This is a genomic window from Luteimonas sp. A649 (assembly GCF_054072735.1).
Genome location: NZ_JBSVRQ010000001.1, coordinates 1920345 through 1945697 on the forward strand (window position 1 = coordinate 1920345; position 25353 = coordinate 1945697).

The following is a 25353-nucleotide window of genomic DNA, read 5'->3' on the forward strand; positions in this document are numbered from 1 at the left end:
GTGGCCGTGGCCCCATGTCATTGGCAACGACCGTCACGAGAGCGCCCATGATTCCGTACTCCCTGCTCGATCTCGCCCCCGTCTGCGAAGGCGATACGCCGGCGCAGGCCTTCGCCAACAGCCTCGACCTGGCGCGCCATGCCGAGCAGCTGGGCTATCGGCGCTTCTGGCTGGCCGAGCACCACAACATGCCCGGGATCGCCAGCGCGGCGACCGCGGTGCTGATCGGCCACATCGCCGGCGGCACCTCGACGATCCGGGTCGGCGCCGGCGGGGTGATGCTGCCCAACCACGCGCCGCTGCAGGTGGCCGAGCAGTTCGGAACGCTGGCATCGCTGTATCCCGGCCGCATCGACCTCGGCCTGGGCCGCGCGCCGGGCACCGACCAGGCCACGGTGCGCGCGCTGCGCCGCTATTACGACGGTGCCGATGCGTTCCCGCACGACGTCGGCGAGCTGCTCGGCTATTTCGCCCCCGTGCGTCCCGGGCAGAAGGTGCAGGCGGTGCCGGGCCCGGGCCTGGACGTGCCGGTGTGGCTGCTGGGATCGAGCCAGTTCAGCGCGCGCCTGGCGGCGGCGATGGGCCTGCCCTTCGCCTTCGCCTCGCATTTCGCGCCGGCGATGATGGAGCAGGCGCTGGCGCTGTACCGGCACGAGTTCCGGCCGTCGGAACGCCTTGCCGCGCCCTACGCGATGCTTGCCCTCAACGTGGTGGGTGCGGGCACCGACGCCGAGGCGCGGCGCCTGTTCACGACCATGCAACAGAGCTTCCTGCGCCTGCGCCGCGGCGACATCGGCCTGGTGCCGCCGCCGGTGGACGACATCGATGCCCATTGCACTCCGGCGGAGCGTGCGCCGGTGGACGCGGCCCTGGCCTGCTCGGTGGTCGGCGACGAAGCGACGCTGCGCGCCGGCATCGCGGACTTCATCGCGCGCCACCGTCCCGACGAGCTGATCCTCACCGCCAACATCTTCGACCACGAGGCGCGGCTGGCCTCGTTCGCGATGGCGGCGCGCGCCTGCGCGGCACAGGCGGACTGACTTCTGCAGCGATCGACGGGCGCGTTCGCGCTTGGCCTCGACTCGCCCTCACGTTACGCTACGCACAAGCAAGCCAGCCCTGCAGAAGGGGAGTTGACATGGCCTTGGAACGAGGCGAGTCGAGCAAGCGACGGGAGCTGTACCTGTTCCTGTTCATCACCGTGGTGCTGTTCCCGTTGCTGTCGGTGATGATCGTCGGCGGCTACGGGTTTGGCGTGTGGATCTGGCAGATGTTCAACGGCCCGCCAACCGCATGAGGCCGGGGAACGTCTTGGCCCCCATCGAGAACCGCTGCCCCGACCGCGGCCGCAGGGCCCTGCTGCACGGCCGCCTGCGCGCGCGCCCGTTGCTGCGTCCGCCGTGGGCGCTTGCCGAGTCCCTGTTCGTCGACGCCTGTACCGGCTGCAATGCCTGCGTGGCCGCGTGCGCGGAGTCGGTGCTGGTGGCCGGCGAGGGCGGGCTGCCCGAGTTCGACCCGGCCCGTGGCGAATGCACCTTTTGCGGCGACTGCGCATCTGCCTGCCGCGAATCGGCGTTCGGCTCGGTGACCGATGTGCCCTGGCTGCTTCGGGCCCGCGTCGGCGACGCCTGCCTCGCCGCGCGCGGCATCGTCTGTTCCAGCTGCCGCGACGCCTGCGGCGAGTCGGCGATCAGCTTCCCGCACACGCGCGCGGTCCCGGTACCGCAGGTGGATACGGACCGTTGCACCGGCTGCGGCGCCTGCGTGCAGGGCTGTCCCACGACCGCAATCAGCCTGGCGCCGCTTGCCGTGGAGATGTCCGTTGAAACCTGATGCAGCCCCCGAATGGCACCTGGCCAGCCTGGTCGTACGCCACCATCCCGAAGCGCTTCCCGCGCTCGCCGAGGCCGTCGCCAGCGCCGACGGCCTTGAACTCGCCCTGCAGGACGACACGCGCAGCGTGCTGGTGCAGGAAAGCGACGGCACCGCCGGCCTGATGGCCAACATCGACCTGCTGCAGGCCCTGCCCGGCGTGGTCACCGTGAACCTTGTCTACCACCACGTCGAGCGGTCGTCGCCGCCCGGCGATGCCCTTGCATCCGATCCACAGGAGTCCGCCGGATGAGCACCACACGCCGCGAGTTCATCCGCACCAGCGCCATCGCCAGCGCCGCCGTCGCCGCCGGACTGCCGGTGCCCGGCGGAGCCGCCGTCGAGACGCTGGCCGAGGGCGACAAGGGTCTCAAATGGAGCAAGGCGCCCTGTCGGTACTGCGGCACCGGCTGCGGCATCAACGTCGCCGTGCGCAACGGCCGCGTGGTCGCAACCCACGGCGACGTCAAGGCCGAGGTCAACCGCGGCCTCAACTGCGTCAAGGGCTACTTCCTGTCGAAGGTGATGTACGGCGCCGACCGCCTGACCACGCCGCTGCTGCGCAAGACCAACGGCGTCTACGACAAGGAAGGCGACTTCACCCCGGTCAGCTGGGACGAGGCCTTCGACGTGATGGAGGAGAAGTTCCGCGCCGTGCTCAAGGCCAAGGGCGGCGAGGGCATCGGCATGTTCGGCTCCGGCCAGTGGACGGTGTGGGAAGGGTATGCGGCCAACAAGCTGATGAAGGCCGGTTTCCGCAGCAACCACATCGATCCCAACGCGCGGCACTGCATGGCGTCCGCGGTCACGGGCTTCATGCGCACCTTCGGCATGGACGAGCCGATGGGCTGCTACGACGACATCGAGGCCGCCGACGCCTTCGTGCTCTGGGGCTCGAACATGGCCGAGATGCACCCGATCCTGTGGACCCGGGTGACCGACCGCCGGCTGTCGAACCCGCACGTCAAGGTGGCGGTGCTGTCGACCTACGAGCACCGCAGCTTCGACCTCGCCGACATCCCGATGGTGTTCAAGCCCCAGACCGACCTGGTGCTCCTGAACTACATCGCCAACCACATCATCCAGTCGGGCAAGGTCAACAAGGATTTCGTCGACAAGCACACCACCTTCAAGCGCGGCAACGACGACATCGGCTACGGCCTGCGCCCGGAGCATCCGCTGCAGATGGCGGCGAAGAACGCCGACGACGCCAATGGCGGCACGGTGATCGACTTCGACGAATTCGCGCGATTCGTCGCGCCGTACACGCTGGACAAGGCCGTGGAGATGAGCGGCGTCGAGCGCGGCTGGCTGGAGAAGCTGGCCGAGCTGTACGCCGACCCGAAGGTCAAGGTGATGTCGTTCTGGACCATGGGCTTCAACCAGCACACGCGCGGCACGTGGGCCAACAACATGGTCTACAACATCCACCTGCTGACGGGGAAGATCGCGACGCCCGGCAACAGCCCGTTTTCGCTGACCGGACAGCCCTCGGCCTGCGGCACCGCGCGCGAGGTCGGCACCTTCAGCCACCGGCTGCCGGCGGACATGGTGGTGACCAATCCCGAACACCGCGCGATGGCCGAGGACATCTGGAAGATCCCGCGCGGGATCATCAAGGAAAAGATCGGCTACCACGCGGTCGAACAGAACCGCGCGCTGAAGGACGGCCTGCTCAACGCCTACTGGGTGCAGGTCAACAACAACATGCAGGCCGGCGCCAACATCCTGGAAGAAGGCTGGCCGGGCTACCGCAATCCCGACAACTTCATCGTCGTGTCCGACGCCTATCCGACGGTCACCTGCCAGGCGGCGGACCTGGTCCTGCCCACGGCGATGTGGGTGGAGAAGGAGGGTGCCTACGGCAACGCCGAACGCCGCACGCATTTCTGGCACCAGCTGGTGGATGCGCCCGGCGAGGCGCGGTCCGACCTGTGGCAGCTGATGGAGTTCTCCAAGCGCTTCACCACCGACGAGTGCTGGCCGGAGGACATCCTGGCCGCCAACCCGGAGTTCCGCGGCAAGTCGCTGTACGACGTGCTGTACCGCAACGGCAAGGTCGACGCGTTCGGCGTGGACGAGATCGAGGAAGGCTATGCCAACGACGAGGCCGAGGCCTTCGGCTTCTATGTGCAGAAGGGCCTGTTCGAGGAGTACGCCGAGTTCGGCCGCGGCCACGCCCATGACCTGGCGCCCTTCGATCGCTACCACCAGGAACGCGGCCTGCGCTGGCCCGTCGTGGACGGCAAGGAAACCCGCTGGCGTTACCGCGAGGGCGCCGATCCCTACGTGAAGCCCGGCACCGGCTTCGAGTTCTACGGCAACCCCGACGGCAAGGCGGTGATCTGGGCGCTGCCCTACGAACCGCCGGCGGAGTCGCCCGACGACGAATACGACATGTGGCTGGTCACCGGCCGCGTGCTCGAGCACTGGCATTCGGGTTCGATGACCATGCGCGTTCCGGAGCTGTACAAGGCGGTACCCTCGGCCGTCGTGTTCATGCATCCCGACGACGCGCGCGCTCGCGGGCTCAAGCGCGGCGATGAGGTGGAAGTGGCCTCGCGCCGCGGTGCGATGCGCACCCGGGTCGAGACCCGCGGCCGCAACCGCATGCCTCGCGGCCTGATCTTCGTGCCCTGGTTCGATGCCGCCCAGTTGATCAACAAGGTCACGCTGGACGCGACCGACCCGATCTCCAAGCAGACCGACTTCAAGAAATGCGCGGCCAAGGTCGTCGCGGTGGGAGCCTGACATGCGCCATCTGCTGAAGCCTGTCCTGTGCCTCATTGCCGGCCTGGTGTTGGCGCTGCCGCTTGCCGCTTGCGGCGACCGCGATGCCGGGCCCGAGATCAAGCCGCCGGCACCGCCGATCAGCGCCCGCGGCAATCCCGCGCAGGAGCTCGACGGGATGCGCCGCCACGTGCCGGTCGACGTCGAGATCACGCCGCTGCCGATGGCACGGGTGGAGAACTTCGACCGCACCCGCGGGCGCGCCTACCCGATGCAGCCGCCGACCATCCCGCATTCGATCGATGGCTACCAGGTCGACCTCAACTCCAACCGCTGCATGCTCTGCCATGCCCGCGGCACGGCAGCGCAGTTCCAGGCGCCGCCGGTCAGCGTCACCCACTACATGGACCGCGACGACCAGTTCCTGGCCGAGGTCTCGCCGCGGCGCTACTTCTGCGTGCAGTGCCACGTGGTGCAGACCGACGCGCAGCCGCTGGTCGCCAACGGCTTCATGGACATCGATGAAGTGCTGCGCTCGGAGCGCGCGCAATGAGGCTGGTCCGGTGCGCGCGCGACATGGTGGCGGGCTTCTGGGGACAGTTCAGCCGACCGGCAAAGCACCTGAGCCTGGGCTTCCTGACGCTCGGCGGCTTCATTGCCGGGATCGTGTTCTGGGGTGGTTTCAATACCGCGCTGGAAGCGACCAATACCGAGGTCTTCTGCGTCAGCTGCCACGAGATGGACAACAACGTCTTCGAGGAGCTGAAGAGCACCATCCACTACACGAACCGCTCCGGCGTGCGCGCGACCTGCCCGGACTGCCACGTGCCGCACGACTGGACCGACAAGATGGGCCGCAAGATGCAGGCCTCGAAGGAGGTCTGGGGCAAGATCTTCCGCACCATCGACACCCGCGAGAAGTTCCTCGACAAGCGCCTGGAGCTGGCCCAGCACGAATGGGCGCGACTGAAGGCCAACGACTCGCTGGAGTGCCGCAACTGCCACGACTACGACTCGATGGACCTGACCCGCCAGGCCAGCCGCGCGGCCTTCATCCATCGCAACTACCTGGCCACGGGCGAAGCGACCTGCATCGACTGCCACAAGGGCATCGCGCACAAGCTGCCCGACATGACAGGCGTGCCGCAGGGCGTGCAGGCCGCCCAGTCCCTGCCATCCCCCCACTGACCGCGACCACCTGTGGGAGCGGCTATAGCCGCGATGGGAGCGGCGGCGAAGGCGATCGCGGCTCTAGCCGCTCCCACAGGTGGCGGCATGCGAACATGGGCGCATGACTGAAGACCGCATCATCGGCCCCGGCGCCACCCGCGAAGACGCCGCCATCGAGGCCTCGATCCGGCCCCAGCGGCTGGACGATTACCTGGGCCAGCAGCCGGTGCGCGAGCAGCTGTCGATCTACATCGAGGCGGCCAAGCGCCGCGGCGAGGCGATGGACCACGTGCTCATCTTCGGCCCCCCGGGCCTGGGCAAGACCACGCTCTCCCACGTCATCGCCAACGAGCTCGGCGTCAACCTGCGCACGACCTCGGGCCCGGTGATCGAGAAGGCCGGCGACCTGGCGGCGCTGCTCACCAACCTGCAGCCGCACGACGTGCTCTTCATCGACGAGATCCACCGTCTTTCGCCGGTCGTGGAAGAGGTGCTGTACCCGGCGATGGAGGACTTCCAGATCGACATCATGATCGGCGAGGGCCCGGCCGCGCGCTCGATCAAGCTCGACCTGCCGCCGTTCACGCTGATCGGAGCCACCACCCGCGCGGGCCTGCTGACCGCGCCGCTACGCGACCGCTTCGGCATCGTCCAGCGGCTGGAGTTCTACAGCGCCGAAGAATTGACCCGGATCGTGCGGCGCTCGGCGCAGATCCTCGGCATCGACTGCGTACCCGAGGGCGCCGACGAGATCGCGCGCCGCGCCCGCGGCACCCCGCGCATCGCAAACCGCCTGCTGCGCCGGGTACGCGACTACGCCCAGGTGCGCGCGGAGGGCCGCATCGACAGCGACGTGGCCGCCGCGGCGATGCAGATGCTGAAGGTCGATCCGGAAGGCTTCGACGACCTCGACCGGCGCCTGCTCAACCTGATCATCGAGAACTTCGACGGCGGCCCGGTGGGCGTGGAGTCGCTGGCCGCGGCGCTGAGCGAGGAGCGCGGCACGCTCGAGGACGTGATCGAGCCCTACCTGATCCAGCAGGGTTTCCTGGTGCGCACCGCGCGCGGGCGCATGGCCACCAACAAGGCCTGGCGCCACTTGGGGCTGCAGCCGCGCGGATCCGCCGCGGACGCCCTGTTCTGAACACAACCACCCTGCATCCAGCCGCCTTGAGCACCTCGTAATGCCTTTGTTCAGCCTTCCGACCCGCGTCTACTGGGAAGATACCGACGCCGGTGGCGTGGTCTACCACGCCCGGTACGTGGCTTTTCTCGAACGCGCGCGCAGCGAATGGATGCGCAGCCTCGGCTACGGGCAGCAGGCCCTGATCGACGGGCTCGACCTGGTGTTCGCGGTTCGCGACATGCAGCTCGACTTCCGCCGGCCTGCACGCCTGGACGACGCGCTCGAGGTCACCGTGGCGCTGGCGCGCGTGCGTCGGGTCAGCCTGGAGTTCGTGCAGGAGGTCCTGCATGGCGGCGACGTGCTGGCCTCGGCGCGGGTCCGGGTGGCGGCGCTGGATACCCGCAGCTTCCGGCCGCGCGCGCTGCCCGACGTGCTGTACGGACAACTCAAATCCCTGGAATCGAACGTGGAGCAACATCGATGAGTGCAACGGCCATCCTGATGCAGGTGAGCAGCGTGGAACCCTTGCCCGAGGACGCGCCGGCGGACGCCGTCGCCCTGGCCGCCGATGCCGCGAACCAGGCCGCCGCGGCGCCGGTGACCGGCGGCGAACTCGACCTCCTGCACCTGGTCCTGCACGCATCGCTGCCGGTGCAGTTGGTGATGCTGTTGCTGTTGTTCGCCTCGATCGCCTCGTGGGTGATCATCTTCCGCAAGAAGCGCATGCTCGACCGTGCCGAGAAGGAAGCCGACCGCTTCGAGGAGCGTTTCTGGTCCGGCGCCGACCTCGGCAAGCTCTACGCCGCCGCGAGCGAGCGCAACCGCGACGTCGAAGGCCTGGAGTCGATCTTCGAGGCCGGCTTCCGCGAATACAGCCGCGGCCGCCAGCGTCGCGGCGGCGATGGCCGGGCCCAGCTCGAGGGCGCACAGCGCGGCATGCGCGTCGCCAGCTCGCGCGAACTTGACGGTCTGGAGCACAACCTCGAATTCCTCGCCAACGTCGGCTCGATCGCGCCCTACGTGGGCCTGCTGGGCACCGTGTGGGGAATCATGATCGCCTTCCAGGGCCTGGCGAACGTCAAGCAGGCCACCATCGCCAGCGTCGCTCCCGGTATTTCCGAAGCGCTGATCGCGACCGCCATGGGCCTGTTCGCGGCGATCCCGGCGGTGTGGGCCTACAACCGCTTCGCGACCAAGGTCGAGCGCGTGGCCGGCCGCTATGACGCCTTCTCCGAGGAGTTCTCCTCGATCCTGGAGCGCCAGTCCTCGGCCGGCGAGGACTGATCCATGGCCGTGCGTACCCGTCGCGGCAAGCGCCGCCAGCTGAAGAACGAGATCAACGTCGTGCCCTACATCGACGTGATGCTCGTGCTGCTGATCATCTTCATGGTGACCGCGCCGCTGATGAACCTCGGTACCGACATCAACCTCCCGGACTCCAACGCGCGTTCGCTGGAGGCCCCCGAGGATCCGCTGGTGATCAGCGTGTATGCCGATGGCGCCCTGGCGCTGATGATGGAGGGGGACAACCAGTCGGTGACGCCGGACGACCTGCTGGTCCGCCTGCGCGCGATCAACAACCAGAACCCGGGCGCGGCCGTGCTCATCAACGGCGATGGCGCCGCCAGCTACCAGCAGATCATGCGCGCGCTGGATGCGGTCAACGAAGCCGGCATCACGCGCGTCAGCCTGATCAGCAGGCCGGTCGAGGCGGGCCGCTAGATGCGCGACAGCCGCGCCGATACCGCGCAAGCCGTGGTGCTGGCCCTGCTGCTCCACATCGCGCTGATCGCGCTGATGTTCGTGGGCATGTGGTGGACGCGGAGCGCGACTCCGCCCTCGGCCGCCGGTTCGCCGATCAGCGCCGAGCTCGTGGACGCCAGCAGCCTGTCGGCGTCGATGCGGCGCAGCCTGAGCGAGCGTCCCGAGCCGTTGCCGCCCACGCCTGAACCTGCTCCCGAACCCGACCCCCAGCCCGAAGTGGTGGAAGAGGCGGCGCCCGAGCCGCAGCCGATCCCGGTGCCATTGCCGGAAGACGCGCCGATCGAGCCGCAGCCGACGCCCCAGGTGCAGGTGCCCGAGCCCGACGTGGTCGAGCAGGACGAAGCGCGTCGCGACGCCATCGCGCGCGAAACCGCCGAGCGGGAGCAGGAAGAGCGCCGCCGCCAGGAGCAGATCGACCTCACCGAGCGCAAGCGGCAGGAGGAGGCCGAGCAGAAGCGTCGCCAGACCGAACAGAAACTCGCCGACCTGCGCCGGGCGCAGGAGCAGGCGCGGCGCGAGGCGGAGGAAGCCGAGCGCCGCCTCGAAAGGATCGCGCAGAGCAGGGCAGAGGAGGCTTCCGACCAGGCCACCGGCGCGCCTCCGCCGCCGGGCAACGCCGGCACGGATGACGGCCTGTCCACCCGCTACGCGTCCGCGATCCAGGAAGCGATCCTGCGCAACTGGACCCGTCCCGACAACGTGCCGCTGGGGCAGCAGTGCCGGATGACGATCACCCAGGTGCGCGGGGGCACGGTGGTGAAGGTCGAGTTCTCGGCCTCATGCCCGTACGACGATCTTGGCCGCCGGTCGGTGGAAGCGGCGGTGCGCAAGGCCGAGCCGCTGCCCTATGCCGGCTTCGAAAGCGTGTTCAACCGCACCTTGAACCTGAATTTCAGGGCCGAGGACCGTTGACGCCCGCCCTCCGGGGGCCGCGTCGGGCGACCGGTCGCGGTTTGGGAAACCATTCATCCTTGTGAGCACCTTCACGGCCATCCTGTCACCCTTGCAGAGTCCACCCCCGGAGCCCGGTATGACCCGAATCCAACGCCGGTTGGCGACCACGCGCGCGTGGCTCATCGCCTGCCTTGCACTGCTTCTTCCGTTTGCCGCCAGCGCGCAGCAGGGCGGCCTCGAGATCGACATCGTCGGTGGCAATGCCCAGGCACTGCCGATCGCGGTGGTGCCCATGCCCTACCAGGGCAGCGGCGTGGCCCCGGAGACCGACGTGGCCCGCGTGGTGCGCGAGGACCTCGCGCGTTCCGGCCAGTTCCGTGGCCTGCCCGAGCAGGACATGGTCGAGCGGCCCACCCGCGGCGGCGAGGTCAACTACGCCACCTGGCGGATGCTGAAGCAGGAATTCCTCGTGGTCGGCCGCGTGGTCGACGCCGGGGGCGGTGCCTACCGCGTGGAGTACGAGCTGTTCGACGTTGCCAAGCAGGAGCGCATGCTCGGCGTCGCCATGACCGGTCGCGCCAACGCCATGCGCGACGTCGGCCACCAGATCGCCGACGCGATCTACGAAAAGATTCTGGGCGTGCGCGGCGCGTTCTGGACCCGCATCGCCTATGTCACCTCGACCGGCACCGGCGAGAACATCAACTACGCGCTGATGGTCGCCGACGCCGACGGCCACAACCCGCAGGTGGTGGTGCGTTCGACCGAGCCGCTGATGTCGCCCGACTGGAGCCCGGACGGCCGCAAGCTGGCCTACGTCTCCTTCGAGCACAACAGCAATTCCGCGATCTACATCCAGGACCTCGGCACCGGCGCCCGCGAGCGCGTGGCCAGCTTCCGCGGCATCAACAGTTCGCCGGCGTACTCGCCTGATGGCAGCAAGCTGGCGCTGACCCTGTCGCGCAGCGGCAGCCCCGAGATCTACGTGATGGACCTCGGCAGCAAGGCCCTGACCCAGCTGACCAGCCAGATCGGCATCGATACCGAGCCGGTGTGGAGCGCCGATGGCCGCAGCATCTACTTCACCTCCGATCGCGGCGGGCGGCCCCAGGTCTACCAGGTGCCGGCCACCGGCGGCAGCGCCACGCGGGTGACGTTCCAGGGGACGTACAACGCCAGTCCGACGGTGTCGTTCGACGACACGAAGATCGCCGTGGCACAAGGTTCAGGAAACGTATACCGTATTGCATTGCTGGACCGCAGCCTCGGGACACCGCGCTGGTCCACGTTGTCGCCGGGGTCGCTCGACGAGTCGCCGAGTTTCGCCCCGAACGCCAGCATGGTCCTGTACGCGGGCAGGGAGGGCACCAGGGGAGTCCTGTATGCCGTTTCCGCCGACGGGCGCGTCCGCCAGCGGCTGGTCCTTGCCGACGGCAACGTCCGCGAGCCGGCCTGGGGGCCCTATCGCGAACGATGACGCCGCGTGCACGGCCGATACAGCAATGTGAATTCACTGTGCCAAACCCTGCATAAGGATCGACGAGATGAATACCCCTGTTCGCGTACTGCTCACGGCTCTGCTCTGCACCGCCGCCCTTGCCTGCTCCAAGAAGGTCAAGGAAGAGGCACCGGTCGACACCACCCCGACCACCCCCACCACCACGCAGCCGGCCACCACCCCGGGCGCCTACGGCCCCGAGGACCTGGACAGCGACGCGTGCCTGCGCCAGCGCACGATCTACTTCGACTTCGACCAGGAGTCGGTGCGTCCGGAGTTCCAGGCCGCGATGGCCTGCCACGCCAAGTACCTGCGTGACCGTCCTTCGGCCCGCATCACCCTCGAAGGCCACGCCGACGAGCGCGGCAGCCGCGACTACAACCTGGGCCTCGGCGAGCGTCGCGGCAACGGCGTGTCGTCCGCGCTGCAGGCCAACGGTGGTTCGGCCGGCCAGCAGACGGTGACCAGCTACGGCGAAGAGCGCCCGACCTGCACCGCCTCGAGCGAGGATTGCTGGGCGCAGAACCGTCGCGTCGAGATCACCTACACCGCCCGCTGATCCGGCGATGTAAGCAGCACGTCGGCAGCTGGCGGGGAACCCCGCCAGCTGCCGATTGTCTTTCCAGTGTCCGAAAACCGATGCCCACGCCATGACCCGCAGCCATTTCCTGACCAGCCTCGTCTTCGCTACCGCCATCTCGGCCGCCCTGGTGGCGCCGCCGGCTGCTGCCCAGCGCGCCAGCCTGGGAGAGCGCGTGGCTGCGCTTGAAGCGCAGGCCTCGAACAACCAGGGCAACATCGACCTCCTCAACCAGATCACCGCGCTGCGCGAAGAGCTTCGCGCCCTGCGTGGCCAGGTCGAGGAGCTCCAGCAGCAGAACAGCACGCTGGAAACCACCATCCGCAACCAGTACCTCGACGCCGATGACCGCCTGAACAGGCTGGAAAGCGGCGGCGCGGTGGATCCCGGCGCCCAGGCGGCCGGCGCGGCCCCCGCGGCTGCGCCCGCAGGTGCAGCCCCGGCACCGACGCGTCCCGCGCCTGCCGAAAGCGCCCCGATCGTCTTCGGCGATGCGGGCCTGCTGGCCAACACCGCCGACGAGCGCGGCGCCTACGAAGCCGCCTTTGCCGCGCTTCGCGCCGGCCAGTACGCGGAAGCGGCCGGCCTCTTCAGCGAGTTCCTGCGCCTGTACCCCACGGGTTCCTACGCGCCCAACGCCACGTACTGGCTGGGCGAGAGCTACTACGTTACCCAGGATTACGCCGCCGCGCAGGCGCAGTTCCAGGCCATCCTCCAGCGCTGGCCCACCCACGACAAGGCGCCGGGCGCGCTGCTGAAGGTCGGCCTGTCGCAGTACGGGCAGCGCGACCTGGTCGCCGCCGAGGCCACGCTGGCCCGCGTCACCGAGCAGTACCCGGGCACCGACGCCGCCCGTACCGCCGACGACCGCCTGCGCTCGATCCAGCTCAACAGCCTGCGCTGAACCGGCGCCCGCGCAGCGGGCCGGCACGGGACGCGCGTTACAATAAACGCCATGGATACCCCCACCGTCGGGTCCGGCGCGGCGCCTGCCGCGGCCCCGGACCGGCTTCGCATCACCGAGATTTTCCTGTCGCTCCAGGGTGAGGCGCGCGACGCCGGCTGGCCGACGGTCTTCGTCCGCCTGACCGGATGCCCGCTGCGCTGCCGCTATTGCGACACGGCCTATGCCTTCCACGGCGGTGAGTGGCATGACGTCGATGCCGTCCTCGAGCAGGTGGCCGGCCACGGCGTACGCCATGTCTGCGTGACCGGCGGCGAGCCGCTGGCGCAGAAGCGCTGCATCGGCCTGCTGCGCCGGCTGTGCGACGCCGGCTACGCGGTATCGCTGGAGACGTCGGGCGCGCTGGACATCGGCGAGGTCGACCCCCGCGTCTCGCGCGTACTGGACATCAAGACACCGGGTTCCGGGGAGGACGCGCGGAACCTCTGGAGCAACATCGCGCTGCTGACGCCACACGACCAGGTGAAGTTCGTGATCTGCAGCCGGGTGGACTACGAGTGGGCGCGCGGCGTGGTAACCGAACATACGATCGCGGAGCGCTGCGACGTGCTGTTTTCGCCCAGCAAGTCCGAGATCGATGCGCGCGAGCTGGCCGACTGGATCGTGGCCGACCGGCTGCCGGTGCGCTTCCAGATGCAGCTGCACAAGATTCTCTGGAACGATGAACCGGGTCGCTGAGTGCCCGTTGACGCAATACACGCAGGAGCCAAACGCTTTGAAGAACGCAGTCGTCCTCGTCTCCGGCGGCATGGATTCCGCCGTCGTCCTGGCCATCGCGCGCGAGCAGGGGTTCTCCGTGCATGCGCTGAGCGTGGCCTACGGCCAGCGGCACACGTCCGAACTCGACGCGGCGGCGGTGCTCGCGGCGGAGGGGGGCGCGGCCGCGCACAAGGTGGTGGGCGTGGACCTGCGTGCAATCGGCGGATCGGCCCTGACCGCGGACATCGACGTGCCCGAGCCCGGCAGTGCCGGCGTGCCGGTGACCTACGTGCCGGCGCGCAACACCATCATGCTGTCGATCGCGCTGGGTTGGGCCGAGGTGCTGGGCGCGGCGGACATCTTCTGCGGCGTCAACGCGGTGGACTATTCCGGCTATCCGGACTGTCGTCCGGAGTTCATCGACGCTTTCGAGCGACTGGCCAACCTCGCGACCAAAGCCGGCGTGGACGGTGCGGGCATCCGCGTGCACGCGCCGCTGCAGCACATGTCGAAGGCGGACATTGTCCGCGAGGGCCTGCGCCTGGGCGTGGACTTCGCGCAGACGGTGTCGTGTTACAGCGCCGATGCCGAAGGCCGTGCCTGCCGGCATTGCGATGCCTGCGCGCTGCGCGCCGAAGGATTCTCGGCCGCCGGCGTGGCCGATCCCACGCGCTACGTCGACTGAGGATCGCGGCCGCCACCCTCCCCGGGCACGGGTGCCGGAGCGGAGCGGCTGGTGGTGCCGTCGCGGCGGTGGAGGCAGGCCGGCTCGTCCGTGGCTCGGCGCAGGCGGCGCAGCGGATCGATCTCCAGGCCGATGCGGAGCGAACGGCCGATGCGCGTTGCGGTCTCGAACACGTGGCGGGCCTGGGCCCGGGGCAGCACCTCGCGCGCGGTCGCGTCCCAGAGCACGAGCCAGCGCGCGAAGTGCTGGTCGTCCACGCCCAGCGGCCGGTGCGCCGCCATCGGATTGCCGCGATAGCTCCCGGCGCGCAGCAGCACCGAGCACCAGAAGCGCACCAGCGTGTCGAGGTGATCGTTCCAGTCCTCAACGGCCGCTTCGAAGACCGGGCCCAGCAGCCAGTCGGTGCGGGCGCGGGCGTAGAAGGCGTGGACCAGCCGGCTGATGCCGGCTTCATCGGGCAGGTGTGCCAGGTCGGCGGTCACCGAGGGCTGGGAGTCGGAAGGGGCCATGCGCCCAGTATCGGCCGGTGTCGCTGCATGCAGCCTTGATCCGGGTCACGCGCTGCGGCCGTGGGTCCGCCGTGACATAATTCGCGGTCTCGTGGGGCCGTTAGCTCAGTCGGTAGAGCATCGGACTTTTAATCCGCTGGTCGATGGTTCGAATCCATCACGGCCCACCAGTCCCGGCCGCGGGCAAGGCCTCGACGTTTTCCGCCATCTTTGCGCGCTCGGCGAAGCCGAGGATCAGCGCCACCACCGCCATGGCGTACATCGCCCACAGCCTGCGCCCGCCCACCATTGCCACGAACAGTCGCATCACCGGGATGGGCTGTTCGCAGGTGTGCGCCGAGAGGCCGTTGCCGGCCCCCCGTCGAAGCAGCAGGGCGTGCTGGTCCGGAGTGATGGTCAATCTACTCGAGGTCGACGAATGACGCACTGCGTCAATCCCGGACCGGAAATGTTAATATGAATGCGACTCGGCTGGCTTGCGCACCTTGATGCCAAGGTCCTCCAGCGGTTCGTGATTGTGAGTGGCTGCCGCAAAGTATGTGACGCTTGGCACGCTTCATGCATGCCAAATGGGGATTTTACGTACCTGGGGCTCTTGGAACTGGAGCGGGCGGGGTGGTCTGCGCGGGCTTGCCGGTCGATGTCGACCAGCCCGGCACCGCCCCCAGGGATGAGTGCGGCCAACGTGCCGGCAAATGAATGCAGGGGTGTACGGGTGAATCTGGATCGTTCAAAGAGTGTCGCGCTGGCGCACGTGTGGGCCATGGTGTTCGTGGGCATGCTGCTGGCCTTGCTGCTGCCTGGGGCCGCCCACGCGCAGGCCACCCAGTCCGATTGCCGGCTGGCCAACCCCAATTCGCTGGGTGAGCACGTCGCGGAGATCTGCTGGTTCCAGTTCGGCAGTGTCAATCAGGACCTCGCGGGAGGCACGCCGGGAACCAACAGGGATTACGACGTTGCCCTGCCGGATGGCTCGCGAATCACGTATACCGCACGGATAACGGGTGGTACGCACGCCAACCCCGGGCTGCGGGTCCTGCAGGCACCGGCCTGGACCGGCTCGCACTTCAGCGGCACGTCCGGCTATTACACGATCCTGACGCCGAACGCGGCGGCTTTGAACACGCCGGAGAACGGGCGCGGCAATGGCGTCGTGCTCACCCTGGAGGACGTGCGCCTGTTTGCGCCTGACGGGCGTGAGATCAGGGACCTGCCGTTCCAGATCATCATGGCCGACGCCGAGCGTCTGAACACCAACGAACACATGGATTTCGGCGTTGTGTCTGGCGGCCAACCATGGGTGTTGATGGAATGGCTCGGCGACAGCGCGAACAACAATGTGACGCGCACGACGCCACCGGCCAGCTCCGCCTGCTTGACGTCGTATGTCGACTGCGAGCGATTCACCGGCACAAGTAACGGCAATGCCAACACGGTCGTGCTGGCCGCGAATCGCGATCCGAACTCGCCTGCACCGTTCACGGTGATGGCGCAGATCCACTCGAATGCAGGACAGGGCTTCGCGATTGGCGTGCGCTGGGGCAGCGTGCGCCTGCGCAAGATGCTGCCGGAAGGCCGGATTGCGCCGCAGGACCAGTTCGCCTACCGGATCAGCAACGCGGTCGGTACCGAGGTCGCCACCGGCACCACGACCGGCGCCGCGACCACGTCGCCCTGGATCAGTGCCATGGCGATGCCGGGCAACCGGCTGATACTCGAAGAGGTGATGGCACCCGGCTCGAGCTCGGTGCTCGGCCAGTACAGTCGCTGGGTGACGTGTCAGGTCGTGGGTGGTCCCATCTTGATCGACCAGGCCTACAACCCCGCCAATCCGCCGCAGATCGTCATCGACTCGGGTCAGCCCGGCGAAAACATCGACTGCGAGATCACCAACCGCCCGGCGCAGTTCGATCTGACGGTCGGCAAGACCGTTTCGCAGGTCAATGGCCAGCCCGCGGCCTCCGGTGTCGCGGTCTCCCCTGGCGACGTCGTCACGTACCAGATCGAAGTCTCCAACATCAGCAACACCGAGACGGCGATCGTGCCGGTGGGCGCGGTGGTCGAAGGCATCCCGGCCAACACCGAGGTTGTCGCGGCAGGCAATGACTTCACCTGCTACCTCAACAGCTGCAGCAATACCGCAGAGCTGACCATCAATCCCGGCAGTTCGATGATGCTGGACTTCGTCGTCAGGGTGGATGACCCGCTGGCGGCCGGCGTCACCGAGATCGTGAACCAGGTAGCCGTCGACGGCGTGGACTGCGCGGCCGCGGGCAACAGCTGCAGCGAGATCCTGCCAATCGCGCCGTCGGTGACGGTCGAAAAGACCGCGGACCCGGCCAGCGGTGTCCCGGTCCTGCCGGGTGCCCAGGTGTCCTACACCTTGACCGTCACGGTTGCCAACGCGCCGACCACCAGCGCCGTGGTGCTGAGCGACACGCTGGGCGCCGGCCTGACCTTCGACAGCGTGGGCAGCCCGGGCGGCTTCAGCCACGACGGCACCAACGCGCCGATCCACGTGTTCACCCTGCCTGCGGGTGCGGCGGTCGGTTCGCACAGCCTGACCTATGTCGCGGCTGTCGATGCGGATGCCGGCAACACCGTCGGCAACAGCGTGACGGCCGAAGGTGGTGGTGGCCCCGATCCGGTCTGCGTTGACTGTACGACCGAACATCCGGTGCACCGGCCTTCGCTCGAGCTGACGAAGACGGGCACGCTCTCGGCCGACGAGAGCACGATCACCTATGTGTTCTCGGTAGAGAACACGGGCAACGTGGCGCTGACCAACGTGTCGGTGAGCGACCCGCTGCTGCCGTCGCTGGACTGCCCGGTGATCGCGACCCTGGCGCCGGGTTCGACGCAGACCCTGGCCTGCACGGACAACGTGTACACCGTGCAGCCGGGCGACGTGGACGCTGGCCAGGTGGACAACACCGCGACCGCGAGCGGCCAGCCGCCGACGCCTCCGGGCGGCCCGACGCCGGATCCGGTGACGGACGACGACTCCGAAACCACGCCGCTGGCGCAGGATGCCGGCCTGGAAGTGGCGAAGTCGGTGACCTCGGCGGGTCCGTATACGGAAGGCGACGTCATCACCTACCAGTTCGTGGTGACGAACACCGGCAACGTGACGCTGAGCGGCGTGTCGATCACCGACCCGCTGCCGGGTCTGAGCGCGATCGCTTACGCGTGGCCAGGTGCCGACGGTGTGCTGGACGCTGGTCAGAGCGTGACTGCGACCGCGACCTATGTCGTGACCGCGGCCGACGTGAATGCCGGCAACGTGCACAACAGCGCGATCGCAGGCGGTACGCCGCCGTCGACGCCGTCGAACCCGAACCCGCCGCCGGTCGACAGCCCGCCGGACGAGGAAGACACCCCGATCACGCAGGATCCGAGCCTGGAAGTCACGAAGTCGGTGACTTCGACGGGTCCGTACACCGAAGGCGACACGATCACCTACCAGTTCACCGTGGTGAACACCGGTGACGTGACGCTGGCCAATGTGTCGGTCACCGACCCGTTGCCGGGTCTGAGTGCGATCACTTACGCGTGGCCAGGTGCCGCCGGTGTGTTGGACGTTGGTCAGAGCGTGACCGCGACCGCGACCTATGTCGTGACTGCCGCGGACGTGAACGCAGGCAACGTGCACAACAGCGCGATCGCGGGCGGCACGCCGCCGTCGACGCCGAGTAACCCCAACCCGCCGCCGGTCGACAGCCCGCCGGACGAAGAGGACACCCCGATTACGCAGGAGCCGGGCCTGTCGCTGGTGAAGTCGGCAGCATCCGCCGGTCCATACACCGAAGGCGACACGATCAGCTACCAGTTCGTCGTGACGAACACCGGTGACGTGACGCTGACCGATGTATCGGTCACCGACCCGCTGCCGGGCCTGGGCGCGATCACTTACGCGTGGCCGGGCGTCGATGGTGTGCTGGACGCTGGCCAGAGCGTGACCGCGACCGCGACCTATGTCGTGACCGCGGCCGACGTCAACGCCGGCAACGTGCACAACAGCGCGACTGCCGATGGCACGCCGCCGTCGACGCCGTCGAACCCGACCCCGCCGCCGGTGACGACGCCGCCGAGCCCGGTCGATACGCCGATCGCGCAGGATCCGAGCCTGTCGCTGGTGAAGTCGGTGACGTCTGCCGGTCCGTACAGCGAAGGCGACACGATCAGCTATCAGTTCGTCGTGACGAACACCGGCGACGTGACGCTGAGCAACGTCTCGGTCACCGACCCGCTGCCGGGCCTGAGTGCGATCAGCTATGCCTGGCCTGGCGTCGAAGGCGTCCTGTTGGTGGGCGAGACCGTCACCGCGACCGCGACCTACACGGTCACCGCGGCCGACGTGAACGCCGGCAACGTGCATAACAGCGCGATCGCGGGTGGTACGCCGCCGTCGACGCCGTCGAACCCGAACCCGCCGCCGGTCGACAGCCCGCCGGATGAGGAAGACACCCCGATCACGCAGGATCCGAGCCTGGAAGTCGCGAAGTCGGTGACTTCGACGGGTCCGTACACCGAAGGCGACACGATCACCTATCAGTTCGTCGTGACGAACTCCGGTGACGTGACGCTGGCCAATGTGTCGGTTACCGACCCGTTGCCGGGTCTGAGCGCGATCACTTACGCGTGGCCAGGTGCCGCCGGTGTGTTGGACGCTGGTCAGAGCGTGACCGCGACGGCGACCTATGTCGTGACTGCCGCGGACGTGAACGCCGGCAATGTCCACAACAGCGCGATCGCGGGCGGCACGCCGCCGTCGACGCCGAGCAACCCCAACCCGCCGCCGGTCGACAGCCCGCCGGACGAAGAGGACACCCCGATTGCCCAGGAGCCGGGCCTCGAACTCATCAAGTCGGTGACGTCTGCCGGTCCGTACACCGAAGGCGACACGATCACCTATCAGTTCGTCGTGACGAACACCGGTGACGTGACGCTGGCCAATGTGTCGGTCACCGACCCGCTGCCGGGTCTGAGCGCGATCGCTTACGCGTGGCCGGGTGCCGCCGGTGTGCTGGACGCTGGTCAGAGCGTGACTGCGACCGCGACCTATGTCGTGACCGCGGCCGACGTGAATGCCGGCAACGTGCACAACAGCGCGATCGCAGGCGGTACGCCGCCGTCGACGCCGTCGAACCCGAACCCGCCGCCGGTCGACAGCCCGCCGGACGAGGAAGACACCCCGATCACGCAGGATCCGAGCCTGGAAGTCGCGAAGTCGGTGACTTCGACGGGCCCGTACACCGAAGGCGACACGATCACCTATCAGTTCGTCGTGACGAACACCGGCGACGTGACGCTGGCCAACGTGTCGGTCACCGACCCGCTGCCGGGTCTGAGCGCGATCACTTACGCGTGGCCGGGTGCCGCCGGTGTGTTGGACGCTGGTCAGAGCGTGACGGCGACGGCGACCTATGTCGTGACCGCGGCGGACGTGAATGCCGGCAACGTGCACAACAGCGCGATCGCGGGCGGCACGCCGCCGGCGACGCCGTCGAACCCGAACCCGCCGCCGGTCGACAGCCCTCCGGACGAAGAGGACACCCCGATTGCCCAGGAGCCGGGCCTCGAATTCTCCAAGTCGGTGACTTCAACGGGTCCGTACACCGAAGGCGACACGATCACCTACCAGTTCGTGGTGACGAATACGGGTGACGTGACGCTGACCGGCGTGTCGGTCACCGATCCGCTGCCGGGCCTGAGCGCGATCACTTACGCGTGGCCGGGTGCCGATGGTGTGCTGGACGCTGGTCAGAGCGTGACTGCGACGGCGACTTACACGGTCACGGCTGCGGATGTAAATGCTGGCAACGTGCACAACAGCGCGATCGCGGGCGGCACGCCGCCGTCGACGCCGTCGAACCCGAACCCGCCGCCGATCGACAGTCCTCCGGATGAGGAGGACACCCCGATCACGCAGGATCCGAGCCTGGAGTTGACGAAGTCCGTCACCTCGACGGGCCCGTACACCGAAGGCGACACGATCAGCTACCAGTTCCTGGTGGTGAACACCGGTGACGTGACGCTGACCAACGTGTCCGTGACCGACGCGTTGGTGGGCCTGAGCGCGATCAGCTATGCCTGGCCGGGCGCCGAAGGCGTCCTGCTGGTGGGCGATAGCGTCACCGCGACAGCCACCTACGTCGTGACCGCCGCCGACGTGAACGCCGGCAACGTGCACAACAGCGCGACGGCTGATGGCACCCCCCCGTCGACCCCGACGAATCCGACCCCGCCGCCGGTGACGACACCGCCGAGCCCGGTCGATACGCCGATCGCGCAGGACCCGAGCCTGTCGCTGGTGAAGTCCGTGACCTCGACGGGTCCGTACACCGAAGGCGACGTCATCAGCTACCAGTTCGTGGTGGAGAACACCGGCGACGTGACGCTGACCAACGTGTCGGTCACCGACCCGCTGCCTGGCCTGAGCGCGATTGCTTACGCCTGGCCTGGTGCCGATGGTGTGTTGCTGGTGGGTCAAAGCGTGACTGCGACGGCGACCTACGCGGTCACCGCCGCCGACGTCAACGCCGGCACCGTGCACAACAGCGCGACTGCTGATGGCACGCCGCCGTCCACGCCGACGAACCCGACCCCGCCGCCGGTGACGACACCGCCGAGCCCGGTCGATACGCCGATCGCACAGGATCCGAGCCTGTCGCTGGTGAAGTCGGTGACGTCCGCCGGTCCGTACACGGAAGGCGACGTCATCAGCTATCAGTTCGTGGTTGAGAACACCGGTGACGTGACGCTGAGCAACGTGTCGGTCACAGACCCGCTGCCTGGCCTGAGTGCCCTGGCGTATGCCTGGCCAGGTGCCGATGGTGTGTTGCTGGTGGGCGAGAGCGTGACCGCGACCGCGACCTACACGGTCACCGCGGCTGACGTCAACGCCGGCACCGTACACAACAGTGCAACTGCTGATGGCACGCCGCCGTCCACGCCGACGAACCCGACCCCGCCGCCGGTGACGACACCGCCGAGCCCGGTCGATACGCCGATCGCGCAGGACCCGAGCTTGTCCTTGGTGAAGTCGGTGACGTCTGCCGGTCCGTACACCGAAGGCGACGTGATCAGCTACCAGTTCCTGGTGGAGAACACCGGTGACGTGACGCTGACAAATGTGTCGATCACGGATCCACTGCCGGGCCTAAGCGCCATCAGCTACGCCTGGCCTGGTGCCGATGGTGTGTTGCTGGTCGGTCAGAGCGTCACCGCGGCGGCCACCTACACGGTCACCGCCGCCGACGTGAACGCCGGCACGGTGCACAACAGCGCGACTGCTGAAGGCACGCCGCCGTCGACGCCGACGAATCCGACCCCGCCGCCGGTGACGACACCGCCCAGCCCGGTCGATACGCCAATTGCGCAGGACCCGAGCCTGTCGCTGGTGAAGTCGGTGACGTCTGCCGGTCCGTACACCGAAGGCGACGTCATCAGCTACCAGTTCCTGGTTGAAAACACAGGCGACGTGACGCTGACCAATGTGTCGATCACGGATCCGCTGCCGGGCCTGAGCGCGATCAGCTATGCCTGGCCGGGTGCCGATGGTGTGTTGCTGGTGGGCGAGAGCGTCACCGCGACCGCGACCTATACGGTCACCGCAGCCGACGTGAACGCCGGCAACGTGCACAACAGCGCGACTGCTGAAGGCACGCCGCCGTCGACGCCGTCGAACCCGACCCCTCCGCCGGTGACAACGCCGCCGAGCCCGGTCGATACGCCGATTGCCCAGGATCCGAGCCTGACACTGGTGAAATCCGTCACCTCGACGGGTCCGTACACCGAAGGCGACACGATCAGCTACCAGTTCCTGGTGACGAACACCGGTGACGTGACGCTGACCAACGTGTCGGTGACCGACGAACTCGTGGGCCTGAGCGCCATCAGCTATGCCTGGCCTGGTGCCGATGGCGTGTTGCTGGTGGGTGAGAGCGTGACCGCGAGCGCGACCTATGTCGTGACCGCCGCCGACGTCAACGCCGGCAACGTGCACAACATCGCGACTGCCGATGGCACGCCGCCGTCGACGCCGACGAATCCGACCCCGCCGCCGGTGACGACACCGCCGAGCCCGGTCGATACGCCAATCGCCCAGGACCCGAGCCTGACGCTGCTGAAGTCGGTGACGTCTGCCGGCCCGTATAGCGAAGGCGACGTGATCAGCTACCAGTTCCTGGTAGCCAACACCGGCGACGTGACGCTGACGAGCGTGTCGGTGACCGACGAGCTGCCTGGCCTGAGCGCTCTGGCGTATGCCTGGCCTGGCGCCGAGGGCGTGCTGTTGGTGGGCGAGAGCGTGACCGCGGCCGCGACCTACGTCGTGACCCAGGCGGACGTGAACGCCGGCTCCGTGCACAACACGGCGACCGCAGCGGGTACGCCGCCTGGTCGTCCGGGCGAGCCCGGTACGCCGATCGTCTCGCCGCCTGGCGAGGCCGTGGTGGAGATCGAGAGCGGAACCGACCTGTCGATCGAGAAGGTCGTGGACAACGCGACCCCCATCATCGGGACCAACGTGGTCTTCACCCTCACGGTGCGCAATGCCGGTCCGGCCGATGCCACCGGCGTGGTCGCCACCGACGCGCTGCCCAGCGGCTACAGCTTCGTGTCCAGTGCCGGTGACGGTGCCTACGACGCGGGCACGGGGCTGTGGACCATCGGCGACCTGGCCAATGGCGGCATCGCGACCCTGTCGATCACCGTGACCGTGAACGCCACGGGCGACTACCGCAACACGGCCAGCGTGGACGGCAACGAGACCGACCCGAATCCGGACAACAACATCGACGAGGAAACGCCGACGCCGATGCCGCGCATCGTGGCGATCGACGATCCGATGGGCACCGTGGACGCGGGCGAGACCACCCGCCCGGTACTTGGCAACGACACCGTGGGTCCCGACCCGGCGACGGTGCCGGAGGTCGTGCTGACTCCAGGTGAGCCCTCGCATCCGGGCCTGTCCATGAATCCGGACGGCTCCATCACCATCGCCGTGGATACGCCTACGGGGACCTATACCTACCCGTACACGATCTGCGACGCGGCCAATCCGACCAACTGCGATACCGCGATCGCGACCATCGATGTGGTGGGCAATCCGACGCAGCTGCGCGTGGTGAAGAGTGTCGCGGCCCGCACGGTCAACATCGGTGACCTGGTGCGCTACACGGTGACCGTGGAGAACATCGGCCTGGTGGACCTGGTCGACGGTGTGCTGGTCGATACGCCGCCGGCGGGCTTCAGCTACGTGGAAGGTTCGATGTCGGTGCGTGATGCCGATGGCGCCTTCACCCTGGCGCCCGGCCATCATCCGCTGCGGATCGGTGGCCTGGACATCGCCGCAGGTGGGGACGCCACCATCGTCTACCTGCTGCGGGTGGGTGCGGGCGTGCGCCTTGGCGTCCACGCCAACGAGGCGGTGGCCGTGGACGAAAACGGCAACCCGATCTCCAACGTGGCGACCGCGGAAGTGGTGCTTGACGGCGATCCGCTGCTCGACGACAGCCTGGTCTTCGGCACGGTCTTCGACGACCGCGACGGTGACGGCTGGCAGGATCGCGCCGACCTGGGCGGCGTGGCGGTCAGCGGTGGTTTCGCGCCGGGTGCCTACGTGGCCAACTCGACCACGATCGACAGCGGCAACGGCCCGCGCCCGCTGGCCGACGCCAGCTCGCCGCTGCTGCACGGCATCCAGGTGGGGGCCATCGCGGCCCGTGCGTCGGAAGCAGATCCGGCGCCGACGACGGTGATCCGCCAGCGCCTGAGCGCGCTGGAGTTCAACGATGGCTTCGTGCTGACCAGCGACCAGGGTGTGACGGTGCGCATGGCGGCGGACGGCCAGACCAGCGTCGAGCACAGCGGTGAAGCCGCCCGCGGCCTGAACGCCGCGGCGCCGACGGTCGAGCGCCGCGTGTCCTCGGTCGAGGGCGGTTACGAAGTGGCCTACGTCATCTCCAACCAGGGGATCGACGAGCGCGGTATCCCGGGCGTGCGCATCGCCTCGGTGGAAGGCCTGCTGATCGAAGCCGATCAGTACGGTCGTTACCACCTGGCCGACGTGCATGGCGGTGACTGGGGCCGTGGCCGCAACTTCATCCTGAAGGTCGACCCGGCGACGCTGCCGGCGGGGACCGGATTCACCACGGCCAATCCGCTGGTGCGCCGCGTCACGCCGGGCATTCCGGTGCGCTTCGACTTCGGCGTGAAGCTGCCGGTGCGGGTCCTGCCGGACGGTCGCGAGCAGGTCTCGCTGGAGCTGGGCGAGGTGCTCTTCGCCCCCGGCAGCGCCGAGGTGCGCGAAGCCTACCTGCCGATGATCGCGCAGGTGGCCGAGCGGATCGAGGCCCATGGCGGTGGCGAGGTGGTGATCAGCGCCGATGGCGACAGCGAGGCCCTGGCCTTCGCCCGCGCCGGTGCGGTGCGCGATGCGCTGCAGCCGCTGGTGTCGGCCGACGCGCAGCAGGGGCTGGAGGTCGTGCTGCGCACCCGCGTGGACGATCCGCATGCGCCCCTGGTCGCGGGTGCGACCGCCAGCGGGGCGATGCTCGGGACCGTGTTGTTCGACACCGACAAGTCGGCGATCCGGCCGGAGTTCAGCGGCCTGCTCGACGCGGTGGCCGCGCGGCTGGAGGCGATGGGTGGCGGCGTGGTGGTGGTCGTCGGCCACACCGACGTCCGCGGCCCGCATGCCTACAACGCGGCGCTTGGCCTGCGCCGGGCGACCTCGGTCTACGAGGCCTTGCGCATGCGCCTGCGGCCCGAGGTCCGCGAGCGGGTGAGAGTGGAATCCAGCGGTGATCCGGCTGCCCCGGCCGGGACGGATGCACGATGAACACGAGCCGGAAAAT

General features: G+C 68.4%; 20 protein-coding genes and 1 tRNA gene. 19 read left to right on the top strand and 2 right to left on the bottom strand.

Translation table 11 applies throughout. The features are described 5' to 3' along the window. The first annotated feature begins 47 nt into the window (after positions 1–47). The 17 genes from ACW5E8_RS08895 to queC all read left to right on the top strand — a co-directional run bounded on the left by ACW5E8_RS08895 (position 48) and on the right by queC (position 13982). Positions 48–1040, top strand: coding sequence for an LLM class flavin-dependent oxidoreductase (locus ACW5E8_RS08895; protein WP_456965086.1), 993 nt, complete (start codon positions 48–50; stop codon positions 1038–1040). Between the two features lie 98 nt (positions 1041–1138). Then, positions 1139–1297 carry a periplasmic nitrate reductase, NapE protein gene (gene napE, locus ACW5E8_RS08900; protein ID WP_456965087.1) on the top strand — a complete coding sequence of 53 codons (159 nt, stop codon included), beginning with the start codon at positions 1139–1141 and terminating at the stop codon, positions 1295–1297. Between the two features lie 14 nt (positions 1298–1311). Next, positions 1312–1833 carry a ferredoxin-type protein NapF gene (napF, locus tag ACW5E8_RS08905; protein ID WP_456965088.1) on the top strand — a complete coding sequence of 174 codons (522 nt, stop codon included), beginning with the start codon at positions 1312–1314 and terminating at the stop codon, positions 1831–1833. Further along, complete coding sequence (locus tag ACW5E8_RS08910; RefSeq protein ID WP_456965089.1) at positions 1823–2125, top strand: chaperone NapD; 303 nt, start codon at positions 1823–1825, stop codon at positions 2123–2125. The genes napF and ACW5E8_RS08910 overlap by 11 nt, the downstream gene beginning before the upstream one ends. Further along, complete coding sequence (napA, locus tag ACW5E8_RS08915) at positions 2122–4623, top strand: periplasmic nitrate reductase subunit alpha (RefSeq protein ID WP_456965090.1); 2502 nt, start codon at positions 2122–2124, stop codon at positions 4621–4623. The genes ACW5E8_RS08910 and napA overlap by 4 nt, the downstream gene beginning before the upstream one ends. Before the next feature lies 1 nt (position 4624). Next, positions 4625–5155: a nitrate reductase cytochrome c-type subunit gene (locus tag ACW5E8_RS08920; protein ID WP_456965091.1), complete on the top strand. Its 531-nt coding sequence runs from the start codon at positions 4625–4627 to the stop codon at positions 5153–5155. Beyond that, positions 5152–5790 (top strand): cytochrome c3 family protein, encoded by a 639-nt coding sequence (locus tag ACW5E8_RS08925; RefSeq protein ID WP_456965092.1) that lies wholly within the window; start codon positions 5152–5154, stop codon positions 5788–5790. The genes ACW5E8_RS08920 and ACW5E8_RS08925 overlap by 4 nt, the downstream gene beginning before the upstream one ends. A gap of 103 nt (positions 5791–5893) precedes the next feature. After that, positions 5894–6916: a Holliday junction branch migration DNA helicase RuvB gene (gene ruvB / locus ACW5E8_RS08930; protein WP_456965094.1), complete on the top strand. Its 1023-nt coding sequence runs from the start codon at positions 5894–5896 to the stop codon at positions 6914–6916. Between the two features lie 40 nt (positions 6917–6956). Continuing rightward, entirely contained in the window at positions 6957–7382 is a 426-nt protein-coding gene (gene ybgC / locus ACW5E8_RS08935; RefSeq protein WP_456965095.1) for a tol-pal system-associated acyl-CoA thioesterase, read from the top strand. After that, positions 7379–8182, top strand: a complete 804-nt coding sequence (gene tolQ / locus ACW5E8_RS08940; protein WP_456965096.1) for a protein TolQ — start codon at positions 7379–7381, stop codon at positions 8180–8182. The genes ybgC and tolQ overlap by 4 nt, the downstream gene beginning before the upstream one ends. Before the next feature lie 3 nt (positions 8183–8185). Further along, the gene (gene tolR / locus ACW5E8_RS08945; RefSeq protein WP_456965097.1) at positions 8186–8620 is read left to right on the top strand and encodes a protein TolR; all 435 of its coding nucleotides are present in this window, start codon (positions 8186–8188) and stop codon (positions 8618–8620) included. Next, positions 8621–9574 (top strand): TonB C-terminal domain-containing protein, encoded by a 954-nt coding sequence (locus ACW5E8_RS08950; RefSeq protein ID WP_456965098.1) that lies wholly within the window; start codon positions 8621–8623, stop codon positions 9572–9574. It abuts the gene before it with no gap. A gap of 118 nt (positions 9575–9692) precedes the next feature. Beyond that, positions 9693–11033, top strand: coding sequence for a Tol-Pal system beta propeller repeat protein TolB (tolB, locus tag ACW5E8_RS08955; protein WP_456965099.1), 1341 nt, complete (start codon positions 9693–9695; stop codon positions 11031–11033). Between the two features lie 67 nt (positions 11034–11100). Further along, positions 11101–11613 carry a peptidoglycan-associated lipoprotein Pal gene (pal, locus tag ACW5E8_RS08960; RefSeq protein WP_456965100.1) on the top strand — a complete coding sequence of 171 codons (513 nt, stop codon included), beginning with the start codon at positions 11101–11103 and terminating at the stop codon, positions 11611–11613. Positions 11614–11704: 91 nt separating this feature from the next. Further along, positions 11705–12538: a tol-pal system protein YbgF gene (gene ybgF, locus ACW5E8_RS08965; protein WP_456965101.1), complete on the top strand. Its 834-nt coding sequence runs from the start codon at positions 11705–11707 to the stop codon at positions 12536–12538. A gap of 51 nt (positions 12539–12589) precedes the next feature. After that, on the top strand, positions 12590–13276 hold the full coding sequence (gene queE, locus ACW5E8_RS08970) for a 7-carboxy-7-deazaguanine synthase QueE (protein WP_456965102.1): 687 nt from the start codon (positions 12590–12592) through the stop codon (positions 13274–13276). Positions 13277–13313: 37 nt separating this feature from the next. Then, complete coding sequence (queC, locus tag ACW5E8_RS08975) at positions 13314–13982, top strand: 7-cyano-7-deazaguanine synthase QueC (protein ID WP_456965104.1); 669 nt, start codon at positions 13314–13316, stop codon at positions 13980–13982. Here queC and ACW5E8_RS08980 read toward each other — a convergent pair. Continuing rightward, positions 13970–14491 carry a group III truncated hemoglobin gene (locus ACW5E8_RS08980; RefSeq protein ID WP_456965105.1) on the bottom strand — a complete coding sequence of 174 codons (522 nt, stop codon included), beginning with the start codon at positions 14489–14491 and terminating at the stop codon, positions 13970–13972. The genes queC and ACW5E8_RS08980 overlap by 13 nt on opposite strands. A 94-nt stretch (positions 14492–14585) precedes the next feature. Here ACW5E8_RS08980 and ACW5E8_RS08985 point away from each other — a divergent pair. Continuing rightward, positions 14586–14661 (top strand) — tRNA-Lys (locus ACW5E8_RS08985). Here the strand turns inward: ACW5E8_RS08985 and ACW5E8_RS08990 are convergent. Next, positions 14649–14891 carry a hypothetical protein gene (locus ACW5E8_RS08990; RefSeq protein WP_456965106.1) on the bottom strand — a complete coding sequence of 81 codons (243 nt, stop codon included), beginning with the start codon at positions 14889–14891 and terminating at the stop codon, positions 14649–14651. The two genes, ACW5E8_RS08985 and ACW5E8_RS08990, sit on opposite strands and share 13 nt — an antisense overlap. Before the next feature lie 315 nt (positions 14892–15206). Between ACW5E8_RS08990 and ACW5E8_RS08995 the strand changes: the two genes are divergently transcribed. Further along, the gene (locus ACW5E8_RS08995; protein WP_456965107.1) at positions 15207–25337 is read left to right on the top strand and encodes a DUF7507 domain-containing protein; all 10131 of its coding nucleotides are present in this window, start codon (positions 15207–15209) and stop codon (positions 25335–25337) included. Positions 25338–25353 lie beyond the last annotated feature (16 nt).